The following is a 22,741-nucleotide window of genomic DNA, read 5'->3' as shown; positions in this document are numbered from 1 at the left end:
ATCAACGTTTTATCCGATGACTACCTGCTCTAATACTCCCACGCACTCTGTGAAAGCCTAATAAAAAATTATAATAGAGAAAAGAGGTAATAAAGTATGAAAGTTAAAAAAAGATCCTTTTTAAAAGTAGTTTCTATTAGTGCAGTACTACTTTTATTTACGCAGCTTTTTACCGGCATGAAAGCTAGGGCTGCGGATACGGATACTTGGGATACCGTAGGAACTGCAGAATTTTCAGAGGCGGCTACTAGTGTTAAAATGGCTGTAGATAGTCATGGCACTTGTTATGTAGCATATGATGATACTGCAAATGGCAGCAAAATAACAGTAAAAAAGTTTAATGGAGTAAGCTGGGAACCTGTAGGAAGTCCAGATTTTTCAACTGGTCAAGTTGACAATTTAAATATATGTATAGACAGTAAGGATGTGGTCTACGTTGCATATAGGGATGATTGTTATATAAGAGTAAAAAAATTTTCTTCAGGAGCTTGGCAAGATGCAGCAAGTGATAAGATATATACAGATTCTGTTGATTATGCTTGCCTGGCTATTGATAAAAATGATGTTCCTTATGTATTATATGATGTATATAATGAACAGGGTGACTCAGGTTATCCAGCTTGTGTAAAGAAATATAATGGGACTAGTTGGAATTTAGTTGGAAAAGAAGGAGAAATTTCACCGAGTCAAATTGATAATGTTTGTATGGCCATAAATCCTGTAAGTAATCAACCATATGTAGCAGCTATGGATAGCAATTCTAAAAAATCAATTGCAAAAATGTTTGATGGGACTAGCTGGAAAAGTCTTGGAACTATGGGTTTCACTAATTGCCCGAATTTTTGTAATAGTTTAGCTTTTGATAGCAGAGGTACTCCTTATTTGGCTTATGAGGATGGAAATTCAAGTGCATGGAATTCATATGTAAAAAAGTGGAGTGGAAGCACATGGGAAAGTGTAGGTAGCGATGCATTATCAAACCATCAAGGCGATCCTGTAAATATACTTTTTGATAGCAATGATAATCTTTATTTATCATATAGAAACTCAGATTTTAATGTCACGAATGCATTTATGAGAGCATTGGCAAAAAAGTATGATGGAACTAGCTGGAAAATTGTAGGTACTGCAGGATTTTCAGGAGGACAAATAAGTTATATTAGTTCAGCTATTGATAAAAATGGCAACTTATATGAAGCATATGTAGATAGAAGTAGTAACAAAATAACAGTTAAAAAGTTTAATTTGCCACCAGCACCAGCAGCGACAGAAATAACAAGCTTTGATAAAATAAATGATATATCAGCAGGAAATGCAGGAAGTGCAACTTATTCTGATGCAGCGAAAGTAATAGCAGCATTGCCAACAACAGTAAAGGCAAACAATGGTGCAGTAACAGTGCCAGTAAGCACATGGGTAGATACAGACCACTATAATCCTAATGCAGCAGGAAGCTATACTTTTACTGCAACTTTAGGAACAATGCCAGCAGGCTATAAAAATACTGGAAACTATACAGCAACAGTAGAAGTAATTGTATCACCAGCACCAGTACCAGCACCAGCATTGACAGCAGATACAATATCAAGTGATATTCATAATCCAATAGACATAACATTTACAGATGATGCAGCATGGAGAACAGCAATAACTGAAATAGATGCAGATTCAGTAAAAATAGATAAAAGTAAATATACAATATCAGATGGAAAGATAGAATTTAATGCAGGAGTATTAGGATATGGAACACATTCTATACAAATAAAAGCAAATGGATATACTACTGCATCAGTAACTCAGACAGTGAAGGGAGACCAGGTTGCAGCACCAACAGCAAGTCCAGCAGGAGGAGCAGTTGCGGAAGGAACAACTGTAAGTTTAAGTACTGCAACTGACGGAGCAGCAATATTTTACACAATTAATGGAAGAACACCAACAACAAGTGATACGTATTATAACGGACCAATAACAATAAATGCTTCAACAACAATAAAAGCAATAGCGGTAAAAGATGGAATGGAAAATAGTAGTGTAATGAGTGACAGCTATACCATAGGGACTGCACCAGCAGAAGTACAAGTATCTGTAACAAAATCAAATCCAACAGCAGGAGAAAATGACCAAATTGTATTAACTGCGAAAGATTCACATGGAAATATAGATACTCAGTTTAATGATTTAAAGAACGTTACAGTATCAGGTTACAGAGCAGCACCAGATGGCAGCTATGGAAGATTTTCACAATGTCCTATAGCTTCATTAGGTATGCCAGTTATTGGCTGTGGTGTTGGACTTGGCAGTATTTTAAGTTCAATTAATCCAGTAGGAAGCTTAGCAGCAGACTCTACAACACTGGGCTTCTACTTTGAACAAGGTGTAGCTTATGCAAACTTGGCGCTTAATAATGCAGCAGCACAAGATATAGTATTTACCGTAGAAGGAGTAGATACGCCAACAACAGCACCTAGTGCAATAACACCAGTACCAGCGGCAGCGACATCAATGAGTTTAACTCAGGATATAACAGCTCCTTCTTCAAATGGAAGACAGTTTGCAAAGCAGCCTCAAGTAACTCTTAAAGATCAGTATTTAAACATATGTACAAATGATAACTCAACACAAGTAACAGCGTCTAAAAATGATACTGGAACATGGATGTTAACTGGAACTGCAGCAGTAGCAGCAAAGGCAGGAATTGTAAGTTTCACTGACCTAGGTGCATCTAATGCAGAAGCAGTTACAGGAGCACAGTTAGCATTTAATGCTGCAAATTGTACACAGATAACTAGTGGTCTAGTAAATCTTCCAGCACCAGGACAAACCCCAGGAAGTACAGTAACAGTAGCAGAAGGTTCAGTAAGTGGAGCAACAGCAGGAGATAGCAAAGTAACAGGCTTAACTAAAGGAAACAAATACAAAGTAACAGTAGATGGAGCAGTTAAGTATGTAAAAGCAGATGGAACACTATCAGATAATGAATCAGATGCAGCAGCACTAACAGGCACAGAAATAATAGGCTTGACAAATGGAAAAACATATAAGGTAGAAGCATGCACACCTCCGTCTGGAAATTCATTTTCAGTACAGGTTACAGGAAAGCCAGTAGAAACAGTAAATAACTTAGATGTAACACCAAATATGACAGGCGGATATAAATTTAAACTTTCAAATGGAACAAGGGATGCTCTATTAAGTGATGTTAATTCAGTAAATACAGATAAAGTTGATGTAACTATAAGCAAAGGAAGCAAAAGTATAAGCGGAGAATTTCCAAAGACTAATATAACCAATGAAAATTTGATAGCTGGTGTAGTACTTCCAGTTACTGTATCAAGTCCTATTATTGTAGCTGGAAACACTATTACTTCAGGAAACTATAATGTAAGTATAAAAATGATTCCAGGAAGTACAGAAAGTGATTTTGATTTAGCTTTTACACCAATCCCAGATTCTCATAGCGGTGGAAGCTCTAGTAGTTCATCAGGAAGCACTTCAGCTCAAACTACTGTTACAGGATCTGTAGTAGATGGTAAGACAGGGACTCAAGTTTCTGGTATATCAGCTAAAGTAACAACTGATAGTAATGGTAATAGTGCAGTTTCAATGAAGGCTTCAGAGGTAGCAGCATTAAAAGCACCAGATGGAACTGTAAGTGGTTTAACAGATGTTTCAAAATTAAGTATTACCACAGATAAAGGAACACCAGTTACAATTGGGACTGACGGAACAGTTAAAATTGAAAGCTTAGCAAAAGGAACAACTAACAACTTTAATTTAACTTATGATTTAGGAAATGGACAAAAGATTGTTATAGGAACCATGGAAGTTAAGGTTGGAACAGATGGAAAAGTAGGCTTACAAAGTAAGTTAATTGACCCTTATGGAATAATAACAGATGCATCTACAGGAAAACCTATAGATGGAGCAAATGTAACAGTATATTATGCAAACACTGATAGAAATAAAGCTGCAGGGAAGAAAGCAGATACAGTAGTACCACTTCCTGGTATAGATGGATTTAAACCTAATAATAATAAGAATCCACAAGTAAGCGACAGCAGTGGAGCCTATGGATTTATGGTATTTCCAAATTCAGATTACTATGTAGTAGTAACTAAAGATGGGTACTATAAATATGTAAGTCCTACAATTTCTGTAGAACAGGAAATCGTAAAATGGGATATAAGAATGAATAAAGAAGATGTTTCAAGTAAAGTAACAGGAGTACAGCGTTTGTCCGGACAAAATAGGATAGATACAGCTTTAGATATTGCAAAGGCAACTTATCCAGGGAAAATTTCAAATGTAGTAATTGCCTCAGCACAAAATTACCCAGATGCTTTGTCAGGAAGTGTACTAGCATACAAACTAAATGCCCCAATGTTACTTGTAGGAAGTACAGATGAAAATCAGCAAAAAGTACTAGCTTATATTAAAACCTGCATGGATAATACAGGTTCGGTTTATATACTTGGAGGAAACGGAGCAGTAAGCAAAGAATTTGAAGATAAAGTTACAGCTAATGGTTTTAAGAATATTACAAGACTAGGTGGAGCAGACAGATATGAAACTTCAGAAAAGATAGCAGAAAAGTTAAATGTAAATAAAGAAACTCCTGTAGTTATAGTTTCGGGAGAAAATTATGCAGATGCAGTTTCAATATCCAGTACAGCAGCAGTAAACCAATATCCTATTTTATTAGCTAGAAAGAATGAAATTCCAGATACAATAAAGAAAGAAGTTTCAACTATAAATCCAACTAAGGTATTTATTATAGGATTGCAGGGATCAATAGGCCAAGAAGTTGAAAATACTATTGCACAGATTATACCAATAGAGAAGTCAAATATTACAAGAATAGGTGGATCAGACCGTTATGAAACTTCTCTTGAAATAGGAAAATATTTTAAGTTAGATGGAAATGAAGCATGCATAGCATCTGGTAATAATTTTCCGGATGCACTTGCTGGAAGCATATATGCTGGAAAGCATAATGCCCCAATCGTTCTAGTTAACACAGGATTGTCAGATAACGGAAAATTATATTTAAAAGATAGAAAGTTATCTGGAGCAACCATATTTGGTGGAGAGGGTGTAGTAGATAAGAATGTTCAACAACAAATCTATCAAGTAATTGGTAAGTAATTAAAAGATTCCCATTAACTTTTAAAAGGTTAATGGGAGTTTGAAAAAAATTTTGTTTAAATTTAATCAAAAATTACCAGTATATAATAAAGACAAAAAGGTTACTATAATAGCATAGGGTATATAACAGTTGAGTCAAGATTTATATGTGCTTCAATTAGAGGTATGTGTAAGTCGGCCGACGATTGTATATAGGTTATTGTATAAATAGCTTATATATAGTCAGAGGGAAGATTCTATATTGTGGGGAAAAGCTTTAATATAGTTGATTAAAGTTGATTATATTAAGGTTCCAACTTATGATATAGGGTCGAGCTAAAATTATATGAGGTGTTGAGATGGTTATATATAGCCAAGAGGTTATATATAGTTGTGTAGATATTTTATGTAGTCGAGGAAAACATGATTATTGGTAGTGACTTGCTTTATTGTGGTGGAAATATCATAATAAGGTGATGTATGTTATCTATAATGGTGCAACTTAGATTATTATGTGCTCTACTATATAAGAACTATAAGTGAATTTTTTATTAAATTCCTTATAGTTCTTTTTATTTTGTCTTTATATCAAGTATTTATGGCCGGTTTGATAGAGGAAATAAATAAGAGCAAACACATTGTTGCTGAAGCTGTAAATGGATTGCCCTTAGATATGAAAGTGAACTCTAATATAGGAGAAATAGCAGTATCATATAATAATTTAAAATAAAAAGAAAATCTAAATAATAGAAACGGAATTATTTTGCATATAGAGAATTTTAATAATTATACTGAAAAAGATATAGAGCAAGCTTTCTAAGGAGGAATTAAAGGAATTTTTATTCTTTTCTTCCTTTGCATCTTTATTCAACTCATAGTATTATAAAAATATAAATTGTCGAAAAAATATATAAAATCAACAATTATGTTATTTTGCAGAGGAGGGTAATAATGGAGAAAAAAATAATTAAACAAGGAGATATCAAATATTATATACTAGAGATAATGATATTTGTGCTGGCATCTTTACTAACTTGGTTTATATCACGTTAGATAATTTGATGGCAAGCTATTATAAACTTGATTATTTGTATCAAATGTTTATTGTCAAAATGCCCTATGACATCACCTAGAGTTGAAATGAAAATGGGTATAGATTTGTGTAAAAACCAAATCTATACCCATTATTTTTGTATAATGTAAGCTTATTAATGATAATATGTTAATGGATGAAAAAGGCAAAGGATCAGGGTTCTATAACTTTTTGGAGGATGAAAGAAAAATGGCATATCTCTTTGAAAATTTTGTTAGGAACTTTTATAAAAAGAGTTGAGGCATTCAAAGGTAAATAGAGACTTAGATTTAACTTATACTATGGAAAACCATGTATTGAAGGTATGTACAGTAAATTTAAATATGAAGTGGGATAATATAGAAACAAGATTAATTGAGATTGTTGCTTAAAGTACATCTTATCCTAGCGGATGTTTTTGTTGGCGAGAAAGTATAAAAAATATCTTTATATAAATATTTTAGTATGCTAAAATTTAGAAAAATACAATTGTACGGGAGTTGATATTATGAAATGGGAAGATGTAAGAAAGCAATATCCTAATACTTTTGTAAAGTTTGAGATAGTGGAATCTCATATCGAAGAAGACAAGGAAATAGTAGATGAGGTTGCCTTTATTAAACCTATTAAAGATGGAAAAGAAGCTATGAGGGAACATTTAAAATGCAAAATTGGTCAATATGTGTATAGTACAGTTAAAAATAGAGTTGATATTCAGTGTATTGAAAAATTGGAAGAGAAAAAGGTGGATTTTGATAACCTGGATAATAAAATATTAGAAAAACTTATGAGTGACAAAAGTATATTTTCAAAATCACTTAGAGGAAAATATCCTAAACTAGAAGTATATAAAATGACAGAAAAAATGAATTTTTATATGCAAAACCAATGAATTATCATTATGCTACCTGGGAAGCTGTAAATTCAGGAGAAGGAGATGCTCCAGAGGGCAGTGGGGGACAGACGTTATCCATAAATACTTTTGTAATCATGATGCTTATGAATTATAAGAAGAAGACCTTAGGAAATGAAAATCCCTGGACTGTATTGATGCTGGATAATCCTTTTGGGAAGGCTTCTGGAGCTCATGTATTGGACCCCATATTTACTATTGCAAACAAGCTTAATTTTCAAATTATAGCCTTTGCAGCACCAGAGATAATTAAGACAGAAATCAGTGAAAGATTTCCTGTGTTCTGGGCTTTGAACATTAACAATGAGGAAGAAAAGGGAAAATTAGGCAGTGTAGTTGGCAAGGTAGTACATGGTGGTAGAGTCAGGGGTTAAAAGTAATATAGACATGAAACTTAAGGTGTGAGGTACTTTTAGTTTCAGCTTAGGTTTCACGTCTGTCCAAATAAATTCATCTATTGTAAATTTACACGTTTTCAGCAATATAGTAAATTAAATTTTCTGTATCCTCCCAGCCTAGACATGGATCTGTTATGGATTTTCCATAAATATTATCATTTACGTCTTGTCTACCTCCTACAAGATAGCTTTCAATCATAAATCCCTTAATTAATTTTTTAAGTGTAGAATTATATTTCCTACTCATTAATACTTCTCTTGCAATTCTTGGCTGCTCCTTATAAAGCTTCATTGAATTTGCATGATTTGTATCTACAATAATAGCAGGATTTAATAACCCTTGTTTTTCATATTCGCTGGCAAGGTAAGTCAAGTTTTCATAATGATAATTTGGAATGTTTCTTCCATAAGAATCTACTGCTCCTCTTAAAACAGCATGTGCAAGAGGGTTTCCACTTGTTTTAATCTCCCAACCATCATAAATAAAAGAATGTCCAAGCTGTGCCGCTTTAATAGAATTTAACATTACATGGATATCTCCACTGGTAGGATTTTTCATTCCTACAGGCATATCAATACCGCTTACAGTAAATCTATGCTGTTGATCTTCTACTGAACGAGCTCCAACTGCATGATAACTTAACATATCTGAAAGATATTTATAATTTTCAGGATACAGCATTTCATCAGCAGCAGGCATATGATATTCACTTAACGCTTTTATATGCATCCTTCTAATTGCTCTTATTCCTTCAACTAAATCTGGCTTTTTATGTAGATCTGGTTGATGAGCCATTCCTTTATATCCTTCACCAGTGGTTCTTGGCTTATTTGTATATATTCTAGGTATAATGATAATACAATCCTTTACTTTTTCTTGAACTTTTGCAAGCTTTCCAATGTATTCGCAAACAGAATCTTCGTTATCTGCAGAACAGGGTCCTATTATAAGAAGAAATTTGTCATCTTCATTTTGAAAAATTTTTTTTATTTCAATATCTCTATTTTTTTTAATTTCCTTAATATGATTTGGCAGAGGCATTTCTTGTATAATTTCCTGTGCTGTAGGTATTTTTTTTATAAATTCCATACTCATATTTTTAAATCCTTTCTTTAGATATTTATATGATTTAAGTTTCAATTTATGTAATTATATCATCTAGTTTTTTTATGTCAATATAAACTTAAAGCTAAAATGCTATATTTGCACTTTAGCTTTAAATTTAGATATTTCTAGACCATTTCACTTTTTTCTTCAAGCTTGGAATACATTTTTTCTTGCTGCTTGGTCGTAAATTGAAAGTAAATTTCTGTATTAGTAACAGATCTATGTCCAAGCCACCATTGCAGCTCTTTTATATCCATATCAGATTCTGCTAAATGAACTGCTGTAGTATGCTTTAAAGAATGAAAATGATATTTACTTTTATCAGGAATATTAGAGTAAGAACAATATTTTTTCATAAGATAATCAAGAGTTTGCCTGGAAATAGGTCTATTTTTTTGACTTTTAAATATAACTTCAGAATTAGATGACAAATTGCTTTCATGTATATATTTATCTAATGCATCTTTTGTCTTATTATCAAGTCTTATGGTATTATTGCAGCTGCCTTTTAGTCTTTTACAGTAAAGTTCACCTTTTGAAGAGTTGTAATCTTCTAATTTAATTAAAGCAATTTCCGATGCTCTTAACCCACACCTATAAGCAACTCTAAAAATTGCTAAGTTTCTAACTGCATGTATATTATCTAAATTAATGATAGCGTTGAAAAGGCTCTTTGTTTCCTCCTGAGTAAGATATTTTATTTTTCTGTCACCATTTCTTTCCATTTAGTTTCCTCTTTTCAAAATAATTGTACAATATAAATATTTTGTATAATAAATTATAGCATAATGTTGAGTAAAATCCAATTATTATGAAAATAGTATTAAAATAATGTTGTAATTTACAGAATAATGAAGTGATAAATATCATAATTTTAAATTTATGGAGTTATATTGAAATAATAAAATGGAAAATAGGTATAAATTTTTCATTTTTCGGACAAAATATTTATTTCGTCTAAATAAATAATAATGTAGATAAAAAAATAAGTCAAAATATTAATCACATGGTGAGGAATGAGCATTTAAATAAACAAATACCAGTAGTGTTAAATAGTTTAGAAGAAAAATTATTTGCATAGATAAGGATTGTAAAATGTGTAGAAACGATAAATATAATTTGGAAAATGACAACGTGTATACATATGCACTTAATATGGGGAATCTTGGAGTCTGCAAATGGAATATAGATACAGGCGAAATGGTTGTTTCTGAAAAAATAACAGGATATGAATTTAACTCTATCAAAAGTATGAATGAATTTATTAATATTATAACTTATGAAAAAGACAAAATGATGGCAATACAAGATTTAGATGATTACATTAATGGATCTCTAGAATTTTATCGAAGTACATTTAGAATAAAGACTAAATGTGGAGAAATTAAATGGGTTTTACTTAAGGGGAAAATATTTAAAGATGAAACAGAAAGTTCTGGTGTACTAGGTGTATTAATATTTAATATTACAAATATGAAGTTTTATGATAGATGGGATAGTCTTACTAAGTTACCTAATAGGGAATTTTTTTTGATAAAACTCAATAATTCAATAAAAATGGCTGAAATTCATAATAAAAAAGGTGCACTTATATATATTGATATCGATAATTTGAAAATTATAAATCATAATTTTGGGCACCACCTTGGTGATTGGATTTTAAAATCATTTGCAAAATCAATTACTGTATTACTTGGTAAGCAAGGTGAATTATTCAGGTTAGAAGGGGACGAATTTGCAATACTAATTTATGAGTTTAATGATATAAAAAAAATAGAGAAAATGTGTAATAAAATTCATAAATGTTTAAAAAAGTCTTTTCGAATAATGGGTAAAGAAATTTATATTAGTACAAGTTTAGGGGTAACTGTTTTTCCAGATGATAGCTCTGATCCAGATGAGCTATTAAAGTTTTGCAATTTTGCAGTATATAAATCTAAGGGTAAGGGAAAAAATGAGTGTACTTTTTTTGATAAACAAAAGGCACAACCCTATTTTAGAAAAATTTTAATTGATAGTGAGCTGAAGAATTCAATTATTAATAACGAATTAGATATTTTTTATCAGCCTCAAATTAATGCTTTAAATAATAAAATTATCGGCTTTGAGGCACTTTTAAGGTGGAATAATAATAAACTTGGCAATGTACCTCCTGCTGAATTCATTCCTGTAGCTGAAGATAATGGATACATTGTACAAATTGGAAACTGGGTTTTAAATAAAGCCTTAGATACTGCTTGTGCATGGAAAGAAAAAGGTTATAAATTTAGTACGATATCTGTAAATGTATCTCCAATTCAATTAGAAAAAAGTGATTTTAAGATGAATATATTAAACATATGTGCAAAGCACAATGTAGAACCTTCTTTACTTGAAATAGAAATAACGGAGAGAACTTTAATTGAAATTGGAGAAGACAGAATTGAATTATTAAATGAGCTTATGGAAAGCGGCGTAAGCATTGCAATAGACGATTTTGGAACAGGATATTCTTCTTTGAGCTATTTAATTAATTTACCAGTTAATACGTTAAAAATAGACAAGTCATTTATTTCTAATATCCATAATGATAAAAACAAAGCTGTAATTGGCAGCATAGTTAAATTATCAAAGTATTTAAAATATAAAGTAATCACTGAAGGTGTGGAGACAAGAGAACAGTTAGATGAAATTATTGGTTTGGGATGTAATTTGATTCAAGGTTACTATTTTAGTAAACCGCTTAAAGAAAATAAAATGGAAGATTTATTAAAAAATCAAAGTAAATAGGGGGAATCAAGGTGAATTTTTTTGAAAATATTAAAGTAAGAACAAAATTGATGTTATCTTTTATTATAATGGCTTTATTAATTGCTGTAGTTGGTGCTATAGGTATAATGTCACTAAGGACAGTGAATGTAAATTCTGAAGAGATGTACAGCAATAGATTACAGAGTGTTTATATGCTTACAGATATGGAACAAAATTTAACGGAAATAAAAAGCGATATGCTGCAATTAGTTTATGTGAAAGATGCTTCAAAAAAAAGTGATTTAGAAAAAGATATCCAACTAAATAAAGATGAAGATGAGAAATATATAGAAAATTATGAAAAGCTTCCTAAGAATGACACAGAAAAACAAATGTGGTCTACATTTAAAAGTTACGTTAATAAGTACATAACTTTAAGGGAAAATACTATTAAGCTTATTGATGCAGGAAATTTTGATAAGGCAGTTAAACAATACGGGCAGATAGCAACTACAAGAGATGCCATGTTTTCAAGTCTTGATAAGCTAATTAGTGTAAACACTGACAATGCAAAAATCAAAAATTCTAATAACCATGCTGTATTTTTAAGCAGCAATAAGATTATGACTATACTAATAATAGTTGGACTAGTATTTGCTATAGGCTTATCTTTATTGCTAAATTCATGTATAGCAGGTCCTTTGAAATTAGCTGTAGAAAATATAAAAGTTATAGCCAAAGGAGATTTTACTACAGTTGTACCACTTGGACGTAAAGATGAAATAGGAGAACTTGCCGACGTAGTATATATGATGCAGAAAGATTTAACTGAGCTAGTTAAAGGAATAATGTCAAATTCACAGGAGATTAGTGCATCTAGTGAAGAACTTTCTGCTACAGTAGAAGAGTTATCAGCAAAAGCAGAGGAGATAGATGGTGCAGTAAAGAATATAACATCTGGAATTGAAGAAAATAGTGCGTCATCAGAAGAAATAACAGCATCTATTGAAGAAGTGAATTCGAGTATTAATGAACTGTCTGGTAAAGCTGCAGAAGGAAGCAATAATGCAAACCAGTCTAAAGAAAGAGCTGTTAAAGTTAAGAAAAAAGGTAAGGATGCAATAAAAGAAGTACGAAACTTATATGAAGAGAAGAAAAATCATATGCTGCAGGCAATTGAAGAGGGAAAAATAGTAGATGATATAAAGATTATGGCAGACACTATTGCAGATATATCAGGGCAGACAAACTTACTTGCCCTAAATGCCGCTATAGAGGCTGCTAGGGCTGGAGAACAAGGCAAAGGATTTGCAGTAGTTGCAGAAGAGGTAAGAGAACTTGCAGAACAATCTTCACAAGCAGTAACAGGTATTCAAGATACTATTGTAAAGGTTCAGGATGCATTTAAAAATATATCTGAAAATGGTAATGATGTATTAAAATTTATAAATGAAGATGTAGATCCACAATTTCAGGATTTTGGAAACATGGGGAGTCAATATTACAGTGATTCTGATTTTGTTAGCAGAATGTCTGAGGAAATTGCATCTATGTCTGAAGAGCTTACAGCCACAGTGAGTCAAGTAAGTAATGCAGTGCAGAATATGGCAGAAAATTCACAGAACTCTAGTGAACATTCAGAAGCAATAAAGGCAAGTATTGATGAAACAACAAAAGCAATAGTAGAGGTATCGAAAACTGCACAAAGTCAAGCAGAACTTGCTCAAAAACTTAATGAGATGGTTCAAAAATTTAAGATATCAAGTGATTCTTAGAGTCAGATAAATATTCCAAAAAACATTTGACAATCTCAAAAAAAAATAATATACTTAATACCATAAACTGTGATGGAGAAAGAAATATTTAATGTATTAACTTAAGAGAGCCAGCGTTTGGTGCAAGTTGGTGTTAATGAAAATATGCAAATCACTCCGGAGTTTCCAAGTAGAAAGGCTTTTGCCAAGTAAATGAGGACGTATACCAACGATATATGGTTAGGGTTCATGATTAAATAAAGTTTTTTATTTAAAGTTGACCTGAATTGAGAGGCAATTGGTATATCTAATTGCAAATAAGGTGGTACCACGGAAATATATCTTTCGTCCTTATGAACATATTTAAAAATGTGTTTATAAGGATGAAAGATTTTTTTATTCATTAAAATATGTGTAATAGGAGAGGAGGATAAATTAATATTAGAATATTAGAAAAATTGGGGCAAATTACAATATAGAAATATGATTATACAGGAGTAAAAGAAGGGGGCTTTATCTTATGAATATTAAAGGTAGTGTTACTAAAAGAAAATATTTAAATGTTATTTTACCATTGTTTATCGCATCTATGCTGGCGTATATTGACAGACTCAATATATCCTATGCTGCTTTGACGATGAATAAAGATCTGGGATTTACTGCTCAGGTTTTTGGAATGGGAGCAGGAATTCTATTTTTTGGGTACGTAGTGTTTGAGGTACCTGGAACTGTATTTGCAGAGAAGCGAAGTCCAAGTAAATGGGTTGTTAGAATCATGCTTACTTGGGGTATAGTTACTGCTCTTATGGGTTTTGTACATACGGAACTTCAATTTTATATTGTTCGTTTTTTAGTAGGAGCTGCAGAAGCAAGTTTTTATCCAGTTTGTTACTCAGCTATTGTTCCTCGTTGGTTTAATGCAAAGGAGAGGCCTAAGGCACTTTCAATACTTTTAACTTCAATGTTGGTTTCAAGTATTATTGGTTCTCCTTTAGCGGGCATAATATTAGGTATTGCAGCTTTTGGATTTAAAGGTTGGCAGATGTTATTTATTTTAGAAGGAACTATGGCCTTTATTTATGGAATCATTCTTATTTTTTGGCTCAAGGATTCACCTGAAGATGTCAATTGGTTAACTTCAGAAGAAAAAAAGACAATAAGAACAGAATATGAAAGAGAAATTGCTGTAAAAAATTCAATAAAGAAATATACATTATGGGAAGCCTTAAAAGATAAGACCGTTCTCAAATTATGTTTTATATATTTTATGTGGGTTACAGGATTTTGGGGATTTGGATTTTGGCTGCCAACAGTACTCAAATCAGTATCAGGATTGAGTAATTCTAGTGTCAGCTGGCTAATTATAATACCAATGACAGCAGCACTTATTGGTTTCATAATTAATGGTAATTCTACCTCAAAGACAGGAGAAAGAAGATGGCATGTAGCTATTCCACTTTTTATTGGTGCTGTAGGTATGGCATTAGGAGCTTTGGTTTCTAATCCTGTATTAAGCTTTATATTCACTTGTGTTACTGCAATTGGTGTATATGTAGGAATGGGAGTATGGTGGGCAGTACCTACGTCATTTTTATCTGGTCCTGCAGCAGCTGGTGCTACTGGCCTAATTAACTCTATAGGAAATTTAGGAGGCTTTACTGGACCTTATTTTGTTGGCTTTGTAAAAACTAGTACAGGCTCTTATACAGTGGCATATATGTGCTTGGCTGTATCGCTGGTAATTGCAGGTGTTACTATGCTTACACTTAAGAAAAAGGTTCCAGCTGATATGCTAGAGCAGGACAATGATAACCAAAATAAAATTGAAATAGGATAAGTTATATAAAAAGCACTATCATTTATAATGAACTGTGCTCTGTCAAGTAGACAGGGCACAGTTCAAATTATATGGCAGTGCTTTTTCAATTTTGAATATGAAAACATATTGACAGCATATGATTACAAATGACTAGATCCTAAAGGTATTGAGTAATTCTACAATAAATAATAAAAAACAAGGCCAAGGCAGTTTTAAATGGAGCAATGGAGATAGTTATACTGGAAAATCTAATGATTTTTATCATAGCTAGGGAACATCCATAGGTTTGTGTAAAATAGAATAGATGGGATAAAATAAAAATTACTATAGGATTAAGTTCCTGTAGTGATTTTTTACTTTATATAGTAGAAAATGTTAGTGTAGAAGTTTAATAAATCTGATATACTTATAAAAAATGTACTATTTTGATATCAATGAATCTTACTTAGTGGAAGTTTGTTTCTCTCACTAAGTTTAGATGAATTATCTAGGGGCGTAGCTACTGTTATGCACAGCATAAGAACTCTAAATCGCTGAAGCTCAAGAGTTCTAATATCTCCCACTTTGATAGAAGTGGGAGTGTTACAGTAGGTAGCCATCAGATAAAAAATAAATGTAAAAACATACATACTTTTCAATGCAACAGTAAAATGTAAATGACTGTAAAGGAAAGGGGGCATGATTGGAATAAAACTTAAAGTATTTATTATAGTAGTTATTGCAATATTAACTTGCTTATTGGGTAATAATTATGGAAAAGCAGTGTTTGCTGATAATAGGGAAAGTGTGGATCCTAATAAAGAAACTATTTACAAGGTGCTAAGTAATGATGAAAAAAAAGCAGACAGAACAATAATAATAGGTGATGATAAAGATTATCCACCATATAGCTTCATAGATGAAAATGGTAATCCAACTGGCTTTGATGTAGAACTTGCTAAGGCTGCAGCAGAGGCTATGGGATTTAAGGTAAAGATTAAATTAGGTGTCTGGAGTGAAGCTATGGATGAACTTGAAAGCGGTAAAATAGATGTCATAGCAGGTATGTTCCATTCTAAAGATAGGGAAAAAGAGTATTCTTTTACAACAAAGACTACAATAACTGGTGCTGATGTATTTACGAAAAATGGCAAAAGTATAAGAAATATAAGTGAGCTAAGAGGAAAGACAGTAGTAGTTCAAGCTAAAGAGATATCAGAAGAATATCTAAAAAAGCAAAATCTTAATATTAACTTTATTGAAGTTCATTCATCTGAGGAGGCACTTAAACTTGTCTCTATGAACAAATATGACTATGCAGTAGTTTCAGCTGTAATAGGCCACTATTTTATGAAAAAAGATAAGATTTCAAACATAAAGGGTAATGGGTTAGTTATTAACCCTGATGATTACTGCATTGCTGTAAAAAAGGGAAATGATAATTTACTATTTGCTCTTAATGGTGGTTTGCAAGTACTTAAGGCTACAGGAAAATATGATGAAATATATAATAAGTGGTTGGGGGTTTATGAAGAAAAAACCTTCTATCAGACAGTAATAGAGTATAGAGGCTTAATAATGGTATCAGTGGCAAGTATGCTTCTATTAATATTATGGAATAGAACTCTTAAAAAAAGGGTTGCTGTACGTACAAAGGAACTATTAGAAGCAAATGAGGCTTTAAAAAAGAGTAAACAGGAGTTGCTGGTATCAAATGAAGAAATAGAGGCTTCTTATAATGAATTAGTTGCAATAGAAGAAGAACTTCGAAGTCAATATTATAGGCTAATGAAAAGTGAAGAAAATTTAAAGAAAAGTGAAGAACGAAATAGAGCAATAGTAACCGCTATTCCAGATATTATCTTTATTGTAGATGAAAATGCTGTTTTCAAAGACTGTCAAATAAAAGATACTTCTGTGCTAATAATGCCTAAAAATGAGTTCATAGGAAAAACTCTTTGGGATGTACTTCCACCTAAAATAGCTGAAGCTGGTTTTGAGAAAATTAAGGCTGCTCTTAAAAATAATTCTTTGGAAAGTTTTCAATACGAAGTTGATATGCCAGTAGGTAAGAAATATTATGAACTTCGGATAGTCAAATGTAGAGAAAATGAAGTTATTGCAATAAGCAGAGATATTACAGATGAAAGAAAAAATCAAAAGAAAATTGAATTCCTAAGCTACAACGATCAACTTACAAGACTATACAATAGGAGGTTTTTTGAAGAAGAGCTTGAAAGATTAAATAACAAAGAAAACCTTCCTCTTACTATCGTTATGGCCGATGTTAATGGATTAAAGCTAATAAATGATTCATTTGGACATGCTGCTGGTGACGAATTGTTGAAAAAGGTTTCATCGGTAATGCTTAATGCCTGTGGTGATAAAGGTATAATATCACGTGTAGGAGGAGATGAGTTTGTAATACTGCTTCCAAAGACAAATGAACTTGAAGCAGGCAAAATACTTAGGCGTATTTCTGAATTAGCTTCAAAGGAGAAGGTAGAGTCAATAAATCTTTCAATTTCTTTTGGATTTGCAGCAAAGTACCATGAAGAGGAGGATGTATTTGAAGTACTGAAAAAAGCAGAGGATTTTATGTACAAAAAGAAACTTTTTGAGAGCCCAAGTATGAGAGGAAAAACAATTAGTGCTATTATAAATACATTGCATGAAAAAAATAAAAGAGAGGAACAACATTCTCATAGGGTATCTGAATATTGTAATCTTTTAGGAAAGGCTATGAATTTACCAGATGGTGAAATACAAGAACTAAAAACTGTAGGGTTGTTACATGATATAGGAAAAGTTGCCATAGATGAGAACATTTTAAATAAACCAGGTAAGCTTATCGATGAAGAGTGGGAAGAAATTAAACGCCATCCGGAAATAGGCTATCGTATTTTAAGTTCTGTTAATGATATGGCGGAGATGTCAGAGTATGTTCTAGCACATCATGAAAGATGGGACGGAAAGGGCTATCCTAAAGGACTTAAAGGAGATCAAATTCCATTAAAATCAAGAATAATTGCAATAGCCGATGCTTTTGATGCTATGATAAGTGAAAGGGCTTATAGAAGTGCTTTATCAAAAGAGATAGCTGTAGAAGAGCTTGTTAAGAATGCAGGTATTCAATTTGATCCAAAACTTGTAAAGATATTTATTGAAAAGGTAGTATAATTCATTTTTTATTGTCAATCACACTTGGAGATCCGGAGACTTTAATCTTAGCTTCCTCCTTTTTTAAGGTTTCTTCAATATGATGGATTTCTTCAATTTGTTGTTTATATATGGATACATCTTTTAAAATGACTTTATGTTTTGAAAAATCCACCTGTTCCTCACTCAAAGGGATGCGTATAAATTCAGTAGAAATATTTTTACGTTGTACATCAGCTGAGGCAAAGGTCTCTTTCTCAATTACAAGTTCTTCGTGTACAACAGGTATAGTAAAATTTTTTTCTTCTGTGAAAGTCTCTTTATGAATTTTTACGTTTCCTGTTTGTATCCACTTTTTTGCTATATCAAGTTGTTCTTTTTTAATTTCAAGAGTTGTACTATTATTTGTATTTACCATAAGTTTTGTCCTCCAATTGTTTAGAAAGACACCTCACGAATTGTGTACAATTTGTGAGGTGTCTCAAATTTAACTAGATCTGGTTACTTGTACTGTCAACTACATTAGGATCGCCAATTTTATTTACTTTAACTTCTTCTCGTTTAAGAGTTTCATCTATATGCTCTGTATTTTCTATGGCACGCTTATGAGCTGAAACTTCTCCTGATACCACTGTGTGCTTATTTACATCAACTTTTTCTTCACTGACAGGAATTTTAATACTTTCCTCATCAGTTATAGGAGAATCGGAGGCTTCATTGTCTAGATTTCTTCTTTCAATTACGACTTCTTCACGTGTTACAGGGACATCTACACTTTTTTTCTCTTCTATGATTTCTTTGCTAAGCTCTACTTCACCTTTTTGAACTTTATTTTTAGTAATGTCAAGTTCTTCCTTACGGAGACGAAGTTTTGCTTCATCCTCGTCAGTATCTCTTTTATTATCATCATTGTTTCCCCAAAATCCATTTAATATACTCATATATAGACACCTCCTTAAATAATGACCATTTATATATTGCCCTTTGCAAAGTATATTATCCTGTCTGAATGTTGGAAATATGTTAAAGAAAAGGTTCGAGAGTAATTAAAAGTGTCATAGATTTTCATAAAATTTTTACTAAGACTTATGTACAAAATATTTAAATGAACTTTATTATTGTAAGAATATGTATCCATATAAGTTGATTTTTAATTTATAAAGTTTATATAATAGTATTGTTACTATTTATATACAATATACGAAGGAAGTGAAAAAAGTAAATAAACAGTAGCTAAAATTTATAATTTCTACTAAATAGAGTGGTTAAATTTAAAAATGTAAATTTATAGCAAAATTAAGAATCGAGGAATGCATATGAAAAAATTTTATCGAGGAATGATGTACTGTATCGGACTTGTGATACTTGCATTAGGAATTATTTTGAATACAAAAACAGGTCTCGGAGTATCACCTATAATTTCCATACCATATTCTATCTCAAAAATTTGGAATATAAACTTGGGAAATGCAACTATGTGTATTTACATACTGTGTGTAGCTGGACAAGCAGCCCTGCGTGGAAAGGAATTTCGTCCATTTGACTTACTACAGGTTCCCATGAGTATTGTATTTAGCCGTATAATTAATATTTTTAATGATATAATAGTTATAAATTGTGATAACTTAATAATGAATTTGCTTTTGCTTGCAGCAGCAATTATGCTCACTGGAATTGGAGCATATATTACAGTTCAAATGAAGATTGTTCCAAATGCTGCAGATGGTTTTACACAGGCATTAGCAGAGCGAACTAAGAAAGGACTTGGACTGGCAAAAAATATAACAGATATATCAAGTGTTATAATCACTGTAGTTATTGGTTTGGTGTGTGCTGGAAAAATTGTTGGAATTGGCGTTGGAACTTTAGTGGCAGTTATCGGTGTTGGACGAGCTATTGCCTTAACTAATATGTTATTTGGAAAGAAAATGATTGCACTTGTAGATTAAGAAAATCATATGAGCATTGACAGAGAAAAAGCACAATGATATATTAATGGTAAAGTTATATAGAATATCCTTCGGGGTTGGGTGAAATTCCCTATCGGCGGTACAGCCCGCGAGCCATATGGCAGATTCGGTTAGATTCCGAAGCCGACAGTATAGTCTGGATGAAAGAAGGTGGATAAACAAGATGGACATGTTTATTATGTTTACAATCCCCTAGGAGAACCTAGGGGTTATTTTATTTTGCTTAAAATTAAACGTTAGATAGTATGATAAAGAAAAGAGGCGAATTTTAGGGGGAGGTTGCAATTTCTATGTATCTCTCACTAAATATATAAAATGGAACATTATTATCTTGCTTTTGATGCAGGAACTCAAAGTGTAAAGGTTGCTGTATATGATAAAAATATGAAGTGTGTAGCAAAATCGTCAAATAAGACAACTTTAAAATATCCTCATCCAGGATGGGTTGATATGGACGCAGATGAATATCTTTTACTTACAAAGCTTGGCATGAAGCAGTGCGTAGAACAGTTAAAAAAACAAGAAATTGATCCTAGCTTAATTAAAGCAATTATGGGGGATGGAATTATTTGTGGAATTGTGGGTATAGATGAAAGTGGAAAGGCAATTACACCTTACATAAACTATTTGGATTCAAGAACACAGAGTGATGCTGAAGTCCTTAAGAAATTGAATCTTGATATTTGGGGAAAGGAAACAGGAAATGCTGATCCAAACTGTATGTTTCCAGCACTGCATGCAAGATGGATCTTAGCAAATAATAAAGAATTTCAAAAAAGAGGCAAAAAATTTGTCCATAATGCTCCCTATATTTTGATGAATCTTGCAGGTTTAGAGAGTGAGGATGCTTTTGTTGATTGGGGAACTATGTCGGGATGGGGCCTTGGATATTGTGTATATGAAAAGGAATGGTCTGATAAACAGCTTGATATATTAGGGATAGCTAAAAGCTATATGCCTAAGATTGTAAGGCCCTGGAATATTATTGGTACATTATCGGAAAGTGCGGCAAAGGAAACGGGATGTCCTCATGGCATACCAATTTGTGCTGGTGCAGGTGATACAATGCAGTCCATGCTGGGAAGTGGAATTCTTGAAGCAAATAAGGCTGTAGATGTTGCAGGAACTTGTGCCATGTTCTGTGTCTCTACAAATGGGATTATTCCAGAGCTTAGTCAAAGAGGAAGTGAATTGATTTTTAACAGCGGTACTTTAGAAAATACATATTTTTACTGGGGATTTGTTAGAACTGGAGGTCTGGCACTGCGTTGGTTTAAGGATAACATTTGTCAAAAATCTGATGATGATAGCTATTATAAACTGCTTAGCAGAGGAGCGGAAAAGGTTGTACCGGGATGCAATGGTGTGATTTTCTTACCATATTTAACTGGTGGATATGGTCAATTTTCAAAGATAAAAGGCTGTTTTTTCAACATGACCTTGGATACAGATCAATTTGTTTTATGGAGGTCTGTTTTGGAGGCCATTGCTTATGATTATATGGAAATTACAAATGATTATAGAAATGCTGGTATCAAAATAGACAGAATTACCGTTACCGAGGGTGGAAGTAGAGATGATTTGTGGAATCAAATTAAAGCAGACATTATGCAAAGTGAAACAATTACACTAGAAGTCTCAGGAGGTGCTGTACTTACAGATTGTATTATTGGTGCATACGCAGCAGGTGATATAGAGGACTTAAAGAAGGCGCTTGTCAGCAATCTAAAAATTATCAATAAATATAGTCCAAATGCCAACAATTCAAATATATATAAGGAGCAGTATGCAATTAGAAAAAGTGTATTAAATGGTGTGGTTAGCAACATAAAGTGATAAAAAGGGGTTAGCAGTTAATTGCTAATCTCTTTTTCATAATGAGCTGACTGATACTAATTGAGGGTTAATACTTATTTTCAGCAAACTATGTCAGGTGTGTCACTATATGAATTATTGGGTATATAGAAGAATAATGAGGTATTGCTGCAATATTGTATGGTAAACACCGAATATTGCTAATTGCTTATATCTGCATATATGATAAGATATGACTTGTCGCTTCGAGAAGCGGCCAGTACAACCAAGGATAGTTGTTAATATAAATGTATAATGACGCGGGGTGGAGCAGTTGGTAGCTCGTTGGGCTCATAACCCAAAGGTCGTAGGTTCAAGTCCTGCTCCCGCAACCAAGAGTATTACAGCAATTCAGTTTGCATAGTACTATATAAAAGTTATTAATTATATTACTAAAAGAATATATAATGTAATAAACAGCCTGGAAATAAATTACTAATTGACATGATAAAATAGATGTGATAAGATATAATTCCTGTCGCAACTGAACGATAACTTAGAAAGTTTAATTCATAGTAAATTACTAGTTGACAGGTTGAAACAAAGATGATATACTATAAAAGCTGTCGAAGTGAGACAGCAAAATGATCCTTGAAAATTAAACAGAGGAAGATATAAGTATAACTTATTTAGAATAAACCAGCAATTCTTTTGAGCTGCGAGAGCAGCTAAAAAAGTAATTTCGTAAGAATAATGTATTATATTTTGCTAACAAGCTGAAATGTAATATATTAAAAATTGGTAGTAGCGAGCAAGACAAGGAAAAGTTTGAATGAGGAGCGGAGTTTACTTAAGTAAATGAGCACCGCAATGAAAACTTTGACGCAGTATTGCGAAGCTAATAGCAATTTTCTAAAATCA

At 32.4% G+C, this 22,741-nt stretch carries 13 protein-coding genes, 1 tRNA gene, 1 riboswitch and 1 other annotated feature; of the genes, 10 read left to right on the top strand and 4 right to left on the bottom strand.

The window, feature by feature from the left end:
- Window positions 1-96 precede the first annotated feature (96 nt).
- The 3 genes from CLRAG_RS10055 to CLRAG_RS10040 all read left to right on the top strand — a co-directional run bounded on the left by CLRAG_RS10055 (window position 97) and on the right by CLRAG_RS10040 (window position 7,483).
- The gene (locus CLRAG_RS10055) at window positions 97-5,145 is read left to right on the top strand and encodes a cell wall-binding repeat-containing protein (RefSeq protein ID WP_065078318.1); all 5,049 of its coding nucleotides are present in this window, start codon (window positions 97-99) and stop codon (window positions 5,143-5,145) included.
- A gap of 1,559 nt (window positions 5,146-6,704) precedes the next feature.
- The gene (locus CLRAG_RS21310) at window positions 6,705-7,088 is read left to right on the top strand and encodes a hypothetical protein (RefSeq protein WP_065078316.1); all 384 of its coding nucleotides are present in this window, start codon (window positions 6,705-6,707) and stop codon (window positions 7,086-7,088) included.
- Window positions 7,085-7,483 carry a hypothetical protein gene (locus CLRAG_RS10040; RefSeq protein WP_065078315.1) on the top strand — a complete coding sequence of 133 codons (399 nt, stop codon included), beginning with the start codon at window positions 7,085-7,087 and terminating at the stop codon, window positions 7,481-7,483. Before CLRAG_RS21310 ends, CLRAG_RS10040 begins: the two co-directional genes overlap by 4 nt.
- A 91-nt stretch (window positions 7,484-7,574) precedes the next feature.
- On the opposite strand, the gene CLRAG_RS10035 is transcribed toward CLRAG_RS10040, so the two are convergent.
- Window positions 7,575-8,603: a 3-deoxy-7-phosphoheptulonate synthase gene (locus tag CLRAG_RS10035; RefSeq protein WP_065078314.1), complete on the bottom strand. Its 1,029-nt coding sequence runs from the start codon at window positions 8,601-8,603 to the stop codon at window positions 7,575-7,577.
- A 137-nt stretch (window positions 8,604-8,740) separates the two neighbouring features.
- Window positions 8,741-9,340 carry a tyrosine-type recombinase/integrase gene (locus CLRAG_RS10030; RefSeq protein ID WP_065078313.1) on the bottom strand — a complete coding sequence of 200 codons (600 nt, stop codon included), beginning with the start codon at window positions 9,338-9,340 and terminating at the stop codon, window positions 8,741-8,743.
- A gap of 370 nt (window positions 9,341-9,710) precedes the next feature.
- On the opposite strand from CLRAG_RS10030, the gene CLRAG_RS10025 reads away from it, so the two are divergent.
- The 4 genes from CLRAG_RS10025 to CLRAG_RS10010 all read left to right on the top strand — a co-directional run bounded on the left by CLRAG_RS10025 (window position 9,711) and on the right by CLRAG_RS10010 (window position 18,077).
- Window positions 9,711-11,384, top strand: coding sequence for a bifunctional diguanylate cyclase/phosphodiesterase (locus tag CLRAG_RS10025; RefSeq protein ID WP_065078312.1), 1,674 nt, complete (start codon window positions 9,711-9,713; stop codon window positions 11,382-11,384).
- Window positions 11,385-11,395: 11 nt separating this feature from the next.
- Window positions 11,396-13,120, top strand: a complete 1,725-nt coding sequence (locus tag CLRAG_RS10020) for a methyl-accepting chemotaxis protein (protein ID WP_065078311.1) — start codon at window positions 11,396-11,398, stop codon at window positions 13,118-13,120.
- A 60-nt stretch (window positions 13,121-13,180) separates the two neighbouring features.
- Window positions 13,181-13,455, top strand: a binding site (T-box leader).
- A gap of 164 nt (window positions 13,456-13,619) precedes the next feature.
- Entirely contained in the window at window positions 13,620-14,936 is a 1,317-nt protein-coding gene (locus CLRAG_RS10015) for an MFS transporter (RefSeq protein ID WP_065078310.1), read from the top strand.
- Between the two features lie 660 nt (window positions 14,937-15,596).
- The gene (locus tag CLRAG_RS10010) at window positions 15,597-18,077 is read left to right on the top strand and encodes an HD domain-containing phosphohydrolase (RefSeq protein ID WP_065078309.1); all 2,481 of its coding nucleotides are present in this window, start codon (window positions 15,597-15,599) and stop codon (window positions 18,075-18,077) included.
- A gap of 1 nt (window position 18,078) precedes the next feature.
- On the opposite strand, the gene CLRAG_RS10005 is transcribed toward CLRAG_RS10010, so the two are convergent.
- The gene (locus CLRAG_RS10005; protein ID WP_065078308.1) at window positions 18,079-18,474 is read right to left on the bottom strand and encodes a YsnF/AvaK domain-containing protein; all 396 of its coding nucleotides are present in this window, start codon (window positions 18,472-18,474) and stop codon (window positions 18,079-18,081) included.
- 73 nt (window positions 18,475-18,547) lie between these two features.
- Window positions 18,548-18,997 carry a YsnF/AvaK domain-containing protein gene (locus CLRAG_RS10000; protein ID WP_065078307.1) on the bottom strand — a complete coding sequence of 150 codons (450 nt, stop codon included), beginning with the start codon at window positions 18,995-18,997 and terminating at the stop codon, window positions 18,548-18,550.
- A 375-nt stretch (window positions 18,998-19,372) separates the two neighbouring features.
- Between CLRAG_RS10000 and CLRAG_RS09995 the strand changes: the two genes are divergently transcribed.
- The 3 genes from CLRAG_RS09995 (at window position 19,373) to CLRAG_RS09985 (ending at window position 22,215) form a co-directional block, all read left to right on the top strand.
- Complete coding sequence (locus CLRAG_RS09995; RefSeq protein ID WP_065078306.1) at window positions 19,373-20,005, top strand: YczE/YyaS/YitT family protein; 633 nt, start codon at window positions 19,373-19,375, stop codon at window positions 20,003-20,005.
- Between the two features lie 63 nt (window positions 20,006-20,068).
- A riboswitch (FMN riboswitch) is annotated at window positions 20,069-20,182 on the top strand.
- A 159-nt stretch (window positions 20,183-20,341) separates the two neighbouring features.
- Window positions 20,342-21,862: an FGGY-family carbohydrate kinase gene (locus CLRAG_RS09990; RefSeq protein ID WP_065078305.1), complete on the top strand. Its 1,521-nt coding sequence runs from the start codon at window positions 20,342-20,344 to the stop codon at window positions 21,860-21,862.
- A 277-nt stretch (window positions 21,863-22,139) separates the two neighbouring features.
- Window positions 22,140-22,215, top strand: a tRNA-Met gene (locus CLRAG_RS09985).
- Window positions 22,216-22,741 lie beyond the last annotated feature (526 nt).

This window comes from Clostridium ragsdalei P11, from assembly GCF_001675165.1.
Taxonomy (GTDB): domain Bacteria; phylum Bacillota; class Clostridia; order Clostridiales; family Clostridiaceae; genus Clostridium_B; species Clostridium_B ragsdalei.
Note: the sequence above shows the minus strand (reverse complement) of the source record. Positions and strands in the feature narration are given on the sequence as shown.

Bases quoted from the DNA above. Each gene is read 5' to 3' on its own strand.
- CLRAG_RS10055 (WP_065078318.1), top strand. From the start codon at position 97: ATGAAAGTTAAAAAAAGATCCTTTTTAAAAGTAGTTTCTATTAGTGCA.
- CLRAG_RS09995 (WP_065078306.1), top strand. From the start codon at position 19,373: ATGAAAAAATTTTATCGAGGAATGATGTACTGTATCGGACTTGTGATA.
- CLRAG_RS10040 (WP_065078315.1), top strand. From the start codon at position 7,085: ATGAATTATCATTATGCTACCTGGGAAGCTGTAAATTCAGGAGAAGGA.
- CLRAG_RS10010 (WP_065078309.1), top strand. From the start codon at position 15,597: ATGATTGGAATAAAACTTAAAGTATTTATTATAGTAGTTATTGCAATA.
- CLRAG_RS10015 (WP_065078310.1), top strand. From the start codon at position 13,620: ATGAATATTAAAGGTAGTGTTACTAAAAGAAAATATTTAAATGTTATT.
- CLRAG_RS10005 (WP_065078308.1), bottom strand. From the start codon at position 18,474: ATGGTAAATACAAATAATAGTACAACTCTTGAAATTAAAAAAGAACAA.
- CLRAG_RS10000 (WP_065078307.1), bottom strand. From the start codon at position 18,997: ATGAGTATATTAAATGGATTTTGGGGAAACAATGATGATAATAAAAGA.
- CLRAG_RS21310 (WP_065078316.1), top strand. From the start codon at position 6,705: ATGAAATGGGAAGATGTAAGAAAGCAATATCCTAATACTTTTGTAAAG.
- CLRAG_RS10030 (WP_065078313.1), bottom strand. From the start codon at position 9,340: ATGGAAAGAAATGGTGACAGAAAAATAAAATATCTTACTCAGGAGGAA.
- CLRAG_RS10035 (WP_065078314.1), bottom strand. From the start codon at position 8,603: ATGAGTATGGAATTTATAAAAAAAATACCTACAGCACAGGAAATTATA.
- CLRAG_RS09990 (WP_065078305.1), top strand. From the start codon at position 20,342: ATGGAACATTATTATCTTGCTTTTGATGCAGGAACTCAAAGTGTAAAG.
- CLRAG_RS10025 (WP_065078312.1), top strand. From the start codon at position 9,711: ATGTGTAGAAACGATAAATATAATTTGGAAAATGACAACGTGTATACA.